The sequence below is a fragment of the Streptomyces sp. NPDC041940 genome, assembly GCF_055589465.1.
In genome coordinates, this window is record NZ_JBVJBP010000011.1 from 33,639 (window position 1) to 46,431 (window position 12,793).

Annotated in this window: 13 protein-coding genes; 7 read left to right on the forward strand and 6 right to left on the reverse strand. The window is 70.5% G+C overall.

All coding sequences use genetic code 11. From position 1 onward, the window contains the following. Positions 1–18 precede the first annotated feature (18 nt). Entirely contained in the window at positions 19–369 is a 351-nt protein-coding gene (locus tag ACZ6I3_RS19830; RefSeq protein ID WP_469416072.1) for a transglycosylase family protein, read from the reverse strand. Positions 370–648: 279 nt separating this feature from the next. Here ACZ6I3_RS19830 and ACZ6I3_RS19835 point away from each other — a divergent pair, with 279 nt between their 5' ends. After that, positions 649–1,257 (forward strand): pyridoxamine 5'-phosphate oxidase family protein, encoded by a 609-nt coding sequence (locus ACZ6I3_RS19835; protein ID WP_469416073.1) that lies wholly within the window; start codon positions 649–651, stop codon positions 1,255–1,257. Between the two features lie 143 nt (positions 1,258–1,400). On the opposite strand, the gene ACZ6I3_RS19840 is transcribed toward ACZ6I3_RS19835, so the two are convergent. Beyond that, complete coding sequence (locus ACZ6I3_RS19840; protein ID WP_469416075.1) at positions 1,401–2,006, reverse strand: DUF998 domain-containing protein; 606 nt, start codon at positions 2,004–2,006, stop codon at positions 1,401–1,403. 101 nt (positions 2,007–2,107) lie between these two features. Between ACZ6I3_RS19840 and ACZ6I3_RS19845 the strand changes: the two genes are divergently transcribed. From ACZ6I3_RS19845 to ACZ6I3_RS19860, 4 genes are all read left to right on the forward strand, one after another. After that, complete coding sequence (locus tag ACZ6I3_RS19845; protein ID WP_469416077.1) at positions 2,108–2,911, forward strand: DUF817 domain-containing protein; 804 nt, start codon at positions 2,108–2,110, stop codon at positions 2,909–2,911. 123 nt (positions 2,912–3,034) lie between these two features. Continuing rightward, positions 3,035–3,865, forward strand: coding sequence for a PP2C family protein-serine/threonine phosphatase (locus ACZ6I3_RS19850; protein WP_469416079.1), 831 nt, complete (start codon positions 3,035–3,037; stop codon positions 3,863–3,865). A 59-nt stretch (positions 3,866–3,924) separates the two neighbouring features. Next, on the forward strand, positions 3,925–4,926 hold the full coding sequence (locus tag ACZ6I3_RS19855; protein WP_469416080.1) for an MASE1 domain-containing protein: 1,002 nt from the start codon (positions 3,925–3,927) through the stop codon (positions 4,924–4,926). 78 nt (positions 4,927–5,004) lie between these two features. After that, positions 5,005–5,502, forward strand: coding sequence for a molybdenum cofactor biosysynthesis protein (locus ACZ6I3_RS19860; protein ID WP_469416082.1), 498 nt, complete (start codon positions 5,005–5,007; stop codon positions 5,500–5,502). Between the two features lie 22 nt (positions 5,503–5,524). On the opposite strand, the gene ACZ6I3_RS19865 is transcribed toward ACZ6I3_RS19860, so the two are convergent. The 3 genes from ACZ6I3_RS19865 to ACZ6I3_RS19875 form a co-directional block, all read right to left on the reverse strand. After that, positions 5,525–6,187 carry a YceI family protein gene (locus ACZ6I3_RS19865; protein ID WP_469416083.1) on the reverse strand — a complete coding sequence of 221 codons (663 nt, stop codon included), beginning with the start codon at positions 6,185–6,187 and terminating at the stop codon, positions 5,525–5,527. Between the two features lie 187 nt (positions 6,188–6,374). After that, positions 6,375–7,184, reverse strand: a complete 810-nt coding sequence (locus ACZ6I3_RS19870; RefSeq protein WP_469416084.1) for a transferase — start codon at positions 7,182–7,184, stop codon at positions 6,375–6,377. Further along, positions 7,181–8,446 carry a glycosyltransferase family 4 protein gene (locus ACZ6I3_RS19875; protein WP_469416085.1) on the reverse strand — a complete coding sequence of 422 codons (1,266 nt, stop codon included), beginning with the start codon at positions 8,444–8,446 and terminating at the stop codon, positions 7,181–7,183. The genes ACZ6I3_RS19870 and ACZ6I3_RS19875 overlap by 4 nt, the downstream gene beginning before the upstream one ends. 218 nt (positions 8,447–8,664) lie before the next feature. Here ACZ6I3_RS19875 and ACZ6I3_RS19880 point away from each other — a divergent pair, with 218 nt between their 5' ends. Both ACZ6I3_RS19880 and ACZ6I3_RS19885 read left to right on the forward strand, forming a co-directional pair. Next, positions 8,665–10,383: a VanW family protein gene (locus ACZ6I3_RS19880; protein ID WP_469416087.1), complete on the forward strand. Its 1,719-nt coding sequence runs from the start codon at positions 8,665–8,667 to the stop codon at positions 10,381–10,383. Positions 10,384–10,498: 115 nt separating this feature from the next. Further along, positions 10,499–11,896: a Tat pathway signal sequence domain protein gene (locus ACZ6I3_RS19885; RefSeq protein WP_469416088.1), complete on the forward strand. Its 1,398-nt coding sequence runs from the start codon at positions 10,499–10,501 to the stop codon at positions 11,894–11,896. A 49-nt stretch (positions 11,897–11,945) separates the two neighbouring features. Here ACZ6I3_RS19885 and ACZ6I3_RS19890 read toward each other — a convergent pair whose 3' ends face one another. After that, positions 11,946–12,719 carry a carbonic anhydrase gene (locus tag ACZ6I3_RS19890; protein WP_469416090.1) on the reverse strand — a complete coding sequence of 258 codons (774 nt, stop codon included), beginning with the start codon at positions 12,717–12,719 and terminating at the stop codon, positions 11,946–11,948. Positions 12,720–12,793 lie beyond the last annotated feature (74 nt).

The following is a 12,793-nucleotide window of genomic DNA, read 5'->3' on the forward strand; positions in this document are numbered from 1 at the left end:
AATCGGCGGCGATTCCGGCTAGTTCACCCGCGCGCAGGACCATGCGGACATCCCCTGCAACGCGGCCAAACGCCTGGCCACCGTGATCTGCTCTTTGCGGGTGGCCAGGTCGGCGCGCGAGGCGTACTTGCGTCCTCCGGCCGCTACCCAGCTGGACTGGGTGAACTGCAGGCCGCCGTAGTGGCCGTTGCCGGTGTTCGCCTTCCAGTTCCCGCCCGACTCGCACGCGGCGATGGCGTCCCAGTCGGGCCCGAACCGGGCAGACGGCAGGGCTTCCGCGCTGGTGGCAACGCCGAGTATCACGGCGGCCGCGAAGAGCACGAATGCCGGACTCGCCCTGCGGCGGCGGCAGTCGCTCGTTCTGATCATTTCAGCGTTCTGTGACGAAACCATATGCAGACCGTTGCATCTCGTCACATAAGTGGCGAACTGAGAACACAACTCCTACGCCAAAAGAAGGCAGGGGACGGAGATTCGCAGTGCTCTACTCTCTCGTGCATGGCCGGTGGTGCTTTTCGGCCTGCCAGGTGACTGAATCAGTCACCTGCGCCTAGGTGAACACCGAGATCCCCGTCAGGAGGACCGTTGCACCACGATGAGCGGGCAGACCGGCCCGGAAGTCGGGGCGAGCACCAGATCCAACGTGAGTTGGGCACCGTCGACCGCGCCGACCGGTTCTACGACGAGCAGGTGCTGGACCGGCTCAACCCACGTATGCAGGAGTTCGTGGCCCGCCAGGAGATGTTCTTCCTCGCGACCGCGGACCGCCACGGCGAGTGCGACAGCACCTTCCGGGCCGGCCCGCCCGGATTTCTCCAGGTGCTCGACGAAAGGGCCCTGGCATACCCGGAGTACCGCGGGAACGGTGTCATGGCCTCGCTCGGCAACATCCGGGAGAACCCGCATGTCGGCCTGCTGATGATCGACTTCTCCCGGGACCGTATCGGCCTGCATGTCAACGGCAGCGCGCGGCTGGTCACCGACGACACGATGCGCCAGAGGTATCCGGACCTGCCGGTCGATCCGGTACCCGGCCGCCGTCCCCATGTGTGGGTGGAGGTGGAGGTCGAGGAGGCGTACATCCACTGCTCGAAGCACATACCGAGGCTGGTCAAAGTGCCGCTCCGGCAGAACACCACCAGAGCGGACGGTTCCGCCGCCGACGGCGAGCAGGCCTGGGGCACCGACGACGTCAAGCGCAAGGGTGGCGACTACTTCGGAGCGGCGGCCCAGGAGCGGGGACTGGCTTCCCGCTGAGGGCCGGCCGGCCTTCGCCTGATGGTGCTGAACGGCGGGGAGCGTGAGTCGGCGGCCGCGCTCGCGCTCAGTCCCGACGGCCGCACCCTCGCTGCCCACATACGTGCCGGAAGCCGCGTACCGAAAGGTGCGGGGCTGAGAGGTCAGCCTCGGTACTCGTCATGTGCGGACCGAGGGATGGAGAAGCAGGACAGGACGACCGCGAAAGGCCAGACCGACTGGATCGTCGTCACCGCGCGTTCCACCGCGCCAGGGGCGCCCTGCTGGTGGAGTTCGGCCAGGAACCATGCCGCGCCCAGCGCCATCACGGCGGTCGCCCCCAGGGAGGGAAAGGGCCTCAGGGCCCATGGCACGGCGTCGCCCTTTCTGGCGGCCAGGACGGGCCAGGCCGCGAGGACGACGAAGCCGACGACGGCGACCGAACCGTGAGAGAGGGAGCCGCCGCTGCTCGGCGCCGGAAACAGGGCCACCGCCAAGGCCGACACTCCGCCGACCGCCAGGGCCGCGCGTCCCGCGGGCGCGGCCGGGCGCAGTCCCCACGCGGTGAGCAGGTGGCAGATGCCCAGGGCGATGAAGGCGGCCGTCATCACCCAGTAGCTAGAGCCGCCGGGAGCCGCGAGGACGCTGATCGTCTGGGCGGCGGGATCGTAGGAGGGGCCTTGCAGGGATGCCGACACCGCCCAGCCCATGATCAGCACGACCGGTGCGCAGCCGGACGACAGCAGGACCCATTTCGGAACAGATCGCACCAGGACACCGTAAAGCGGATCTTCGGCTTCTCGCCGCAGGAGTGGCGAGTGGGGAGGTTCGCCGCAACCGGTCGGCGTGCGGTGTCGTCCTAGAGGGCACCATGATCCCTTCAGGCTTCGCCGGCCCCTGGGCCGCTCCGGTGCGTCAGCTGCTCGACTTCGCGTGGACACAGACGCGGGCCTGCGCGTTCGCCATCGCCCTGCTGTGCGGCGTGGCCGTGTCCACGCTGCTGCCCGACCTCCCTGTGGCGCGCTACGACTTGCTGGTGGTCTACGGCGTGCTGCTCACGCTGGTGTTCTGGGTGCGCGGCTGGGAGAACGGGCGGGACGTCGCCGTCATCGCGGTCTGCCATGTCATCGGTCTGGCCTTCGAGCTGGTGAAGGTGTCGCTCGGCTCCTGGAGCTACCCGGAGCCGGCTGTGCTGAAGTTCGCCGGTGTCCCGCTGTACGGAGGGTTTCTCTACGCGGCTGTCGGCAGCTATATCTGCCGCGCCTGGCATCTGTTCGACCTGGAGATCGTGCGCTATCGGCCGCGTGCGACCGCTGCGGTGGCGGCGGCCGTCTACGTCAACTTCTTCAGTCATCACTGGCTGCCCGACGTGCGGTGGCTGCTGGCCGGGCTGCTCGTGGCCGTCACGACGGGGACGTCGGTGCGCTTCACGGTGCGGGGCGTGCGCCGGCGGATGCCGCTGGCCGTGTCGTTCGTCCTGATCGGGTTCTTTCTGTGGGTGGCGGAGAATCTGGCCACCCTGGTCGGCGCGTGGCGCTATCCGTATCAGGAGCACGGGTGGGAGCCCGTGGGGGTGGGGAAGTTCGGCGCCTGGGCGTTGCTGATCAGCGTGACCTTCGTCCTGGCGGCGGTCGGCCGGCGTGCGGACTCCGGGGTGGTCCGGTCGGCGCGGTGAGGGAGAGCGGGGAGCGCGACTCGTGGTCGGAGCCCTCGACTGAGTATCATCCTATGGACGTATTTCTAATGATTTGCCACTGAGGGCTGTCACCGACCGTGACCACCCTCGCCGGAGTGATCAATGTCCCGCACCGGCACCACGGACGACGGCGACGAGCTGCTGACCAGGCTCGGGGATCTGACCGCCCAGGCACGAGCGCAGGCCGAGATGCAGCGCTCCCGGGTCGAGCTGGCCCTCGCGCTGCAGAGCGACATGCTCCCGCGGGATCTGCCCGTCGCCCGGCGGCTGCATCTGGCCGTGCGGTACGCGCCCGCGACCCAGGGCCTCAATGTGGGCGGCGACTGGTACGACGCCTTCACGCTGAGCGACGGCCGGATCGGCCTGTCCATCGGTGACGTCCAGGGCCACAACATCGAGGCGGCCGCCTTCATGGGGCAGGTGCGGGCCGGGCTGCGGGCCCTGGCCTCCGTCACCAGCGAGCCGGGCGAGGTCCTGGCCCGGACCAACGATCTGCTGCTGTCCCTCGGCTCGGACCTGTTCGCCACCTGCACCTTCATGCGGCTCGATCCGTGCGCCGGGGTGCTGGAGAGCGCGCGGGCGGGACATCTGCCCTGTATCTGGGCCACGGCCGACGGGAAGTCCGGCCTCACCGCGGACGAGGGCGGTCCGCCTCTCGGCGTCCAGAGGGGGACGCGGTATCCGGTGACCCGGTACGAGCTCACCACAGGCGGGGTGTTCGTCCTGCTCACGGACGGTGTCGTGGAGGGGCCGTCGATGCCGCTCGAGGAGGGGCTGGACACGGTGACGCGGCTCACCGGCATCGCGGCGGTGGCGGGCATGGACGTGGACGCGCTGGCGGCGGCCGTGATCAAGGGTGCGGAGCGGGTGGGGCACGACGACGACGCCGCCGTCCTGGTGGTCGGCCTCGACGGGCCGAACGCTCAGCCATAGGGCCGCAGGGCCCCGCTCTCACCTCGCCGACGCGGCGACCTCGGTGTCTGATGGCTGCTGTGGTGGGTAGCCAGGATCTGCGTACGCCGGTCGTCCTCGCTCTGCAGACGCTGGCCGTCGCCGCCTGCTATTACGTGTCGGGGAAGCTGGGCCTGCTGCGGGAACTGGTCGTCGAGGGCGCGGTCGTCACACCCATCTGGCCCCCCACCGGCGTCTCGGTCGCTTTCCTGCTGCTCTTCGGGCTGCGCTGCTGGCCGGGGATCGCCCTGGGCGCCTTCTTGGTCATCGTGTCCATCACCTCCCTCACCCCGTCCTCGCTCGGCGTCCTGGCGGGCAACACGGTGGCGCCCGTCGTCGGGTATCTGCTGCTGCGCCGAGCCGGGTTCCGGACCGATCTCGCGCGGCTGCGCGACGGTCTCGCCCTGGTGTTCCTCGGGGCGTTCACCGCCATGCTGATCAGCTCGACCGTGGGCGCCGGCATGCTGATCGCCACGGGCAAGCTCGACTGGCCGAGCTTCTGGGCCGTGTGGCTGGCCTGGTGGGTGGGTGACGCGATGGGGGTTCTGATCATCACCCCGGTGCTGCTCCTGCTGGCCCGCATCCGCCCGCCCCTGCGCCTGACGCGCTGGAAGGAGGCCTCGGGCCTGGCGCTGATCGCCTGCTGTGTCGTTCCGCTGGCCGCGCACAGCTGGCTCAGTCTGCTGTTCCTCGTCTACCCCCTGCTGATCTGGGCGGCTCTGCGATTCCAGCTGGCGGGCAGCATGCTGTGCGCCCTCTTCGCCTCGATCATGGTCACGGTGGCGGCGACCGACCGGGTCGGGCCCTTCGACGGGCTCAGCCGCGTGGAGGTGATGCTCAAGCTGCAGGCCTTCAACGGGGCGATGGCCCTGACGGCGCTCATCCTGTCGGCCGTGATCACCGAGCAGATCAACACCCGGCGTTCCGTGGAGCGCGCCTGCCAGGAACTGGTCGAGGTCCTGGAGCACCTCACCGCGGGCGAGTCGGCGGACGGCCGGGGCCCGCCGGACCAGGGCGGGCTCGGGCGCGGACAGGACGGGTGACGGGCCGGGGCACCGTGCGCCTCTGCCGGCCGGCGGACGCGAGCCCGGGAGCGGTCACCCGAACGTAGGGTGGGCGTCATGACCGAGGTGGAGGTGCTGCAGCTGCTGGTGTCGCCCGCGCACCGGCTGTCCGGACGGCCGTCGGACGGGCCCTCCCCCGGCCCGTCGGACGAGCGGGTCCCCCGGGCGGAGGTACGCCGCGGTCTGGGACTGGTCGGTGACCGCTACTACGCCCGACCCGCCCACCGGAACGCGTCGGTGACCATCATGGCCTCGGAGAGCCTCCCGGAGGACGTCGACCTGCGGCACACGCGCCGGAACATCCTGCTCAGAGGCATCGACATCGACTCCTGCATCGGTACGACGATCTCCCTCGACTGCGGAAGCGGGCCGGTGGAGTTCGCCGTGCGCCGGGCCGCCCGGCCCTGCGCCTGGATGGACGTGACGATCGGACCCGGCGCCCAGCGTGCCCTGCGGGGGCGGGGCGGTGTGCGGTGCGTGCCGCTGAGCGACGGGGTCCTCACGCTCGGCCCGGCCGTGTTCCGGGTCGTGGCCGGGGCCGACGCCGTGTCGTGAGCCGTACGGCCGCCCGGAGTCGTCAGCCGACCGACGGGGCCATGCGGATGGCGGCGATGTCGAGCTGCAGGCGCACCTTCTCGCTCACCATCGCACCTCCCTCGGCCAGCCTGCTGTTGTACGTCAGGCCCCAGTCCGAGCGGTTGATGGTGGTGGTGCCGTCGAAGCCGACGCGGTCGTAGCCGAAGGGGTCGCTGACGTAGCCGATATAGGTCATGTCCAGCACGACGGGACGGGAGACGCCTTTGATGGTGAGCTCACCCGACATGCGGTAAAGGTCACTGCCCACGTGTTCCACCGCGGTGCTGGTGAAGCGCATACGCGGATAGGTCGCGGCGTCCAGGAAGTCACGGCCGACCAGATGGGCGTCGCGTTGTTCCACCCCGGTGTCGACGCTGGAGGTGAACAGGGTGATGTCGGCGCGCGAACGGGCCGGGTCGTGCGCGTCGAAGTAGAGCCGGCTTTCGTACTCCAGGAAACAGCCGCGCACGGTGGTCACCATGGCGTGCCGGACGGAGAAGCCGATCCTGCTGTGCGCGGGGTCGACGACCCATTCACCGGTGAGGTTCGTCAGGTGGGGGTCCGGCAGCACGGCAGTGGGGGATGCCGGTGCGCCGGCCGGACGCTGTGGGGGGAGGGGCGGCGCCTGCCGGCGGGACGACACGACGCGGTTGAACAGGTTCATGATTCATCTAGGTACTTGAGTTTGGTTATTGCCGCAAGTCCCCTTCCCTTTTGCGGCTGTTGAGAACTGGCACCTGACCTTTTTGCCGCCGCTTTACACAAAACCCACACATGCCTGTCGCGGCGCTTTGACGAAATAACCACCCGAAACTCCATGGATTTTCATTTCGGGCATGTCGGTATTCGGCTCAGGTCATCTCGATCGCGAGGTCGTTGTCGACGGTGTAGTAAGGACGCGCGGCGGTTCCGTCCACGGTGACGGCCGGGTAGACGTACACGTGCTTGCGGTCCGCCACGTCGTCGAGGAGCCTGCCGATCCTGATCGGACGCGCGTCGGCGGTGGGCCGGACGAAGGCGTCCCAGAACCGGCCGGCTCCCCCACCGTCGACCGCCAGGTCCTTCCGGTCTGCGGTGAAGGAGAAGCCCCTGCCGTCCTCGTGGATCCGGGGGCGCAGGCTCCGTACGGTGTCGCTGCCGCGCAGGCGCAGCCGTACGGTGGCGTCCTCGTGGAGCCGGGCGCCGTGCAGGCGGGCCTCGACCGTGACGGCGCGGTCGGTGATGTCGAGGGTGCGGGCCTCGGCGTGGGCCGTGCGCAGCCAGGCCCGCAGGGCGAGGAAGCCGTCCTTCGTGACGTAGGGGATCCGGACGGCGACGGGCGAGGGGCGGTCGCGGAGGTGTCCGTCGACGAGGGCGCGCAGATCCCGCAGGCCGGGGCGCAGCCGCTGTCGTTCGGCTCCCGGTTCCGGCAGCAGATGGAGGTCCCAGCGGCCTTCGTCGAGGGCCTGGTGCGGTTCCAGCACGGCGTGCCACTTGCCGTCGGCCGGGTCGGGTTCCAGTTCGAGGTGGTGGCGGGTCGTCTCGGGCCGGCCCTTCTTGGGGCGCAGCGCCAGGAGCAGTCGGGGGCGGGCGGCCGAGGTCGTGGGGAGGCGGAAGGTGATCCGGCCGTCCGTGTCGATGGCGCAGTCGGTGCGCGGGGAGGTGTCCTGGTGCTTGCTCATCGTTGTCCCTTCCGTATCGCGCGCAGGGCGCCGGCGGCGGCGGTGTGGGCGAGGTCGCGGGCGGCGTGGCCGCCAGCGGCCAGCGGACTGTCCGTACGACGGTGCTGCCCGGCGGCCGGCCTGCTTGTCTTCTTGGCCGTCATGGCCTCGTCGATGATGCGTTCGGCCTGTGCGACGACGGGGCCCGGGGCGAAGCGGTGGGCGTTCTCCAGGGCGGTGCGGCCCATGCGGCGGCGTCGCTCGTCGTCGCCGACGAGTTCCAGCAGGGCCGAGGCGAGGGCGTCAGGATCTCCGACCGGCACCAGCCGGCCGTCGGCTCCGTCCTTGATGATCTCGCCGGGGCCGTAGGGGCAGTCGGTGCTGACGACGGGCAGTCCGCAGCGCATCGCCTCGACGATCGTCATGCCGAACGGCTCGAAGTCGGACGTGGCCGCGGCGATCGAGGCCTTGGTCCATTCGGCCTCCATGGGGGTGGCGGCCCCCATCAGGAACACGTTGTTCCACAGGCCGAGGCGTTCGATGAGCTGCCGCAGGGCGGGCTGCTCCTCGCCCTTGCCGTAGATGCGCAGCTGCCAGTCCGGGTGTGCGGCGGCGACCTGGGCGAACGCCTCGATGAGGAGGTCGTAGCGCTTCACCCGCACCAGCCGGCCGGCGGCGATCACGATCTTGGCGGTGCCGTCGGCGGGAGGCAGCGCGGGGTCGGGGACGCTGTTCGGGAGGGCTTCCACATGGACGCCGGGCAGCCACATCTTGCGCCGGTAGGCGGCGGCGTCCGCTTCCGTGACGGTGGTGACGACGTCGAGGCTCCGATAGGCACGGCGCAGCGCGGTGCGCAGCCGCGGCGAGTGGTTGTCCAGGGTGAGGTGCTCCTGGCCGACGCGCAGGACGTGCTGCGGGGCCTGGCGGGCGATGTGCACGTTGAGGCCCGGGCGGGTGCCGATGACGACGTCGGCGTCGAGCGACTCGAGGTGCTCGCCGATCCGCTGATCGGTCAGCTCGCTGTACTGGTGGTGGCGGTACTCGGCGGGCGGGTACATCCGCGCCGGTCTCCGGTGCAGCGGATCGTCCGCTTCCTTGCGCAGGTCCACCAGGGAGCGCAGCCGCACCCGGGGGTGCGGGGTGAGGTTGGGGTGCTCGCGGTGGCGTAACGCGGAGACGATCTCGACGTCGTGCCGCTCGGCGAGTGCCCCGGCCAGGTTGAACGTGGTGGTGATCGTGCCTCCGATTCCGTAGGCGTTGTGGATCAGGAAAGAGATCTTCATGGTGGCCTAGACCGCGTCTACGACCGGAGCGTTGTTCGTCGTTACCACTCTGTGGCCGTGGGGCGCGGGGTGGGCTTTCCCGCCGGTTCCGACGTGATCTCGGACATAAGTGGTCTGGGCCATACCGGTTTGCCGCCCGGTTGTGGATAGCTTGACGTGTTTGCCCGCAGCAGTGTCGCGTCATCGGGTGCACCCTCGTATCGATCTTCAGGAGACCCATGCGCCCCCGCATATCCTCCGTTCCGCGCATCACGTCCCTCCCGCCCTTCGCCCTGGCCGGCGGCGCGCTGGCCGTGGGGGTGGGCGGTCTGTATCTGGCCGGGCTGATGCTCACGGGCGGGGAGATCGACACCGGCACGACCGTGCGCGGGGTGGAGATCGGAGGGCTGAGCCGTGCGGAGGCGGTGCGGAAGCTGGAGCGGCGGCTGGACGCGGACGGCGCGCGGGAAGTGCCGGTGAAGGTCGGGGAGCGCACGGGCTCGGTCGATCCGCGGCGCGCCGGGCTCTCCTTCGACGTCCGGGAGACCGTCGACCGGGCGGCACGCACCGGTGCCGATCCCTTCAGCGTGTTCGGCGGGTTCTTCCGTTCCGGCGGCGTGATCGAGCCGGTCGTACGTCTCGACGAGGACAAGGCCCGGGCGGCCCTCGGGCGGCTGGCGAAGGGGCTCGACCAGAAGGTACGTGACGGTGCCGTCTCCTTCGACGGCGGGCGGGTCGAGGAGGTCGCGCCGCGCACGGGGTACGCGCTGGACGTGAATGCCGCGGTCGGTCCCCTGCGCGACTCCTTCCTGCGTGGGGACGCCGACGCGGTCACGTCGCTGCCGGCCCGTGAGACCCGGCCGAAGGTCACGGCCGACGAGGTGCGGCGGGCGGTGCGTACGTTCGCCGAGCCGGCCGTGTCGGCGCCTGTCACGCTCACCGCGGGCGACAAGCGGTTCACGATCGGCCAGGACGTGCTGGGCGCGCATGTGACCATGCGGCCGGACGGCGGCGGCAGGCTGAGACCGGAGCTCGACGCCAAGGGGCTGCGCACCGACCCCGCGGTGGCCGGCCCGCTGGACGACGTCACCGCCACCGCCGAGAACGCCAGGCTGAGGCCGGACGGCGACAAGGTCGTGGTCGCCGAGGACGCCAGGGTCGGCCGGGAGGTCACCGACAAGGCGCTGGGCAAGGCGGTGCTGCCGCTGCTCACGCGCTCGGGCGCCGACCGCGACGGCGAGGTTGCCGTACGCGAGACCCAGCCGGAGGTGACCCGGGAGAACGCCCCGGAGCTGGGGCTGACGGAGAAGATGTCCTCCTTCACCGTCCACTTCGAACCGGCCGAGTACCGCACGAAGAACATCGGCCGGGCGGTGGAACTCATCAACGGTTCCGTCGTCAGGCCGGACGAGACGTGGAGCTTCAACCGGACCGTCGGCGAGCGCACCGAGGCGAACGGCTTCGTCGAGGGCATCATCATCCTCGACGACAAGTTCACCAAGGCGGCCGGCGGCGGCGTCTCGGCCGTCGCGACGACCATGTACAACGCGCTGTTCTTCGCCGGGGTCAAGCCCGTGGAGCACGGCGCGCACTCCTTCTACATCGAGCGTTACCCGGAGGGCCGCGAGGCCACGGTCGCCTGGGGCAGCCTGGACCTGAGGTTCGCCAACGACTCCGGCAAGGCGATCTACATCCAGGCCGAGTCCACGGACACGTCCGTGACCGTCTCCTTCCTCGGCACCCGCAAGTACGACGAGATCAAGTCGGTCAAGGGGCCGCGCACCGAGGTGAAGAAGCCGTCGAAGAAGGTGAGCAAGGACAAGGAGTGCGTGCCGCAGACGCCGCTCGAGGGGTTCGACGTCACCGTGGAGCGGGTCTTCTACAGCGACGGCCGGGAAGTGAAGCGGGAGCCGTACCGCACGCACTACACGCCGCGTGACGAGATCATGTGCGAGTGATCCACCCGCTGTTCGTCTTCACTTGGAACTCTCCTTTCCTGCCGGGGCGTTGACCCCTCCTCAGGGCGTCAGCAGAATGAGCGTCCAGTTCTGAGAGCGCTCTCAAGGGAGATTCATGACTGGCAGACAAGGCCCGGCCCTCAGCCGGCGTTCGCTCATCGGTGCCGGACTCGGCGTCAGTGCCGTGGGGCTTGCCGCGGCCGGCTCCGGGCAGGCCATGGCGGCCGGTTCGGCCGTCGCAGGCCGGGGATCGGCCCCGGCTCGGGGGCGGGCCTTCCTCGCCGCGGCCATGGACGCCTATCCCGACCACGGCGGCATCCGCCTGACCCAGAGCTACACCGACCAGGCCGGCCTGTTCAGCACCGCGTTCACCTACGACAACGCGCTGGCGATCCTGGCCCATCTCGCGGCCCGGACCGCTGACGGTCTCACCAGGGCCACGGCGCTGGGCGACGCCCTGCTCTACGCCCAGTCGCACGACCCGGCGTACGACGACGGCAGGCTCCGGCAGGCCTACAACGTCGGGCCGTACACCTTCTACGACGGCTCGCGGCAGCCGGACGGCTTCGTACGGGCGGACGGCACCGCCAACGTAGGCACGCAGTTCGGCTTCACCGGCACGGCGGTGGGCGACATGGCCTGGGCGGGGATCGCGCTGAGCGCACTGGCCCGCCGCACCGAGGCACGCCGCTTCCTCGCCGGTGCGGTACGCATCGGCGAGTGGATCGAGCGCACTGGCCGGACCGACGAGCCGCTCGGCGGCTACAAGTTCGGGGTGGACGGGGCGAACCAGAAGCTGCCGTTCACCTCCACCGAGCACAACACGGACCTGGTGTGTCTCTTCGGCCGTCTCGGCCGGCTCACCGGGGACCGGGTGTGGCAGGCGCGGCGCGGGCGGGCCGAGGCGTTCGTGCGGAGGATGTGGGAGCCGTCCGGGGGCTTCTTCTACACCGGCACCAACGACGGCGTGACCGTCAACACGTCCCCGATTCCGGAGGACACACAGACCTGGACCCAGCTCGCGCTCGGCTCCGCCGGCCGTGGGTACGCGCGTTCGCTGGACTGGGCCGCGGCCGAGCTCGCCGTTCGGGACCATGCCGGGCGCCCGAACAGCACGGTGCCCGCGGGGCAGTCGTACGAGGGGGTCACCTTCAGCTCGGCGAGCCTGGTGGCGAACGAGGACGCGCCGATCGCCGAGGGCCAGCCCAGGCCCGACCGCAACGGGGTGTGGTTCGAGGGGACGGCTCACCTCGCGCTCGCCCTGCGGGACCGGCAGAACCGTGGTGACGAGGCACGCGCCCGGCGGCTGATCGCCTCGATCGAGCAGGCCCAGGATCTGCTGGGCGGCGGTCAGACCGTCGGCGGCAGGGCGCTTCCCGAGCGCGGTGGGGTGGTGTCCGCGAGCAGTCCGCTGGACACCGGGTTCGGCTTCGGCTACTACCCGTACCGGCACACGGGGGCGACCGCCTGGTATCTGATGGCGGCGGCGCGCTGCAATCCGCTGCGGGCGTGACAGGGCTGCCCGGTCCGCCGACGCGTGCGGCGGCGGACCGGGCAGCTTCTCAACGGACGCGGTGGACGGTCTGGTCGGTCAGTTCGTAGCGGGCGCCCACGATCGCCAGCTTGCCGGTGGTGATCCTGGCGGCGAGGTCGGGCTCCGCTTCCAGCTTGGAGCGTACGAGCCTGATGTTGGCGTCGACGGTCGCGTCGACGCGGGCGTCGCCTTCCTTGCTGTGGTCTATGGCCGGACTTATCTGGTCGGCCAGGTACTGGATGTGCGCGGGCAGGTGGCTCCCGGACCGCTCGGCCTCGACAGCGGCACGCACCGCGCCGCACGACTGGTGCCCGAGCACGACGACCAGGGGTATGCCGAGTTCCAGAACGCCGTAGGCGACGCTGCCGAGCACGGCCTCGTCCAGGACCTCACCGGCCGTGCGGACGGTCATCAGGTCACCCAGTCCCTGGTCGAAGACCAGCTCCGGGGGGACGCGGGAGTCGATACAGCCGAGCACGACCGCGAAGGGGTGCTGGGCGGTGACCAACGTGCGCCGGATCGCCGGGGTTTCGTGGGGGTGGCGTTCGCGGTAGGCGCGCCAGCGACGGTTGCCCGCTGCCAGCTCTTCCAGGGCTTCGGCCGGGGTGCCGGGCCTTGGGCCTCGCGTGGGGGCGGCGGTGGCCGGCCGGGCGGCGCCGAGGCCCGCGCCGAGGGCCGCGGCCCCGGTCAGCGCGGTGCGCAGGAGAGTGCGGCGGACGGTGCCGCCGGTGGTCGGCCGTGGACCGGCGAAGGGGTGCGGTTCACGGCCGGCGCCTCTGTGGGCAGCGGAATCTGTGTTCACGACCAGAACGTATGCCCGGATGTGCGCCCGGCCGCCTTTCTTGCCGTTTCATGGTGAGAGTTGGGTAAGTGATG

What these genes read in the sequence shown, in the direction of transcription:
- ACZ6I3_RS19830 (WP_469416072.1), bottom strand. Translation starts at nt 369, where the DNA reads ATGATCAGAACGAGCGACTGCCGCCGCCGCAGGGCGAGTCCGGCATTC.
- ACZ6I3_RS19845 (WP_469416077.1), top strand. Translation starts at nt 2,108, where the DNA reads ATGATCCCTTCAGGCTTCGCCGGCCCCTGGGCCGCTCCGGTGCGTCAG.
- ACZ6I3_RS19850 (WP_469416079.1), top strand. Translation starts at nt 3,035, where the DNA reads ATGTCCCGCACCGGCACCACGGACGACGGCGACGAGCTGCTGACCAGG.
- ACZ6I3_RS19860 (WP_469416082.1), top strand. Translation starts at nt 5,005, where the DNA reads ATGACCGAGGTGGAGGTGCTGCAGCTGCTGGTGTCGCCCGCGCACCGG.
- ACZ6I3_RS19865 (WP_469416083.1), bottom strand. Translation starts at nt 6,187, where the DNA reads ATGAACCTGTTCAACCGCGTCGTGTCGTCCCGCCGGCAGGCGCCGCCC.
- ACZ6I3_RS19870 (WP_469416084.1), bottom strand. Translation starts at nt 7,184, where the DNA reads ATGAGCAAGCACCAGGACACCTCCCCGCGCACCGACTGCGCCATCGAC.
- ACZ6I3_RS19875 (WP_469416085.1), bottom strand. Translation starts at nt 8,446, where the DNA reads ATGAAGATCTCTTTCCTGATCCACAACGCCTACGGAATCGGAGGCACG.
- ACZ6I3_RS19880 (WP_469416087.1), top strand. Translation starts at nt 8,665, where the DNA reads ATGCGCCCCCGCATATCCTCCGTTCCGCGCATCACGTCCCTCCCGCCC.
- ACZ6I3_RS19885 (WP_469416088.1), top strand. Translation starts at nt 10,499, where the DNA reads ATGACTGGCAGACAAGGCCCGGCCCTCAGCCGGCGTTCGCTCATCGGT.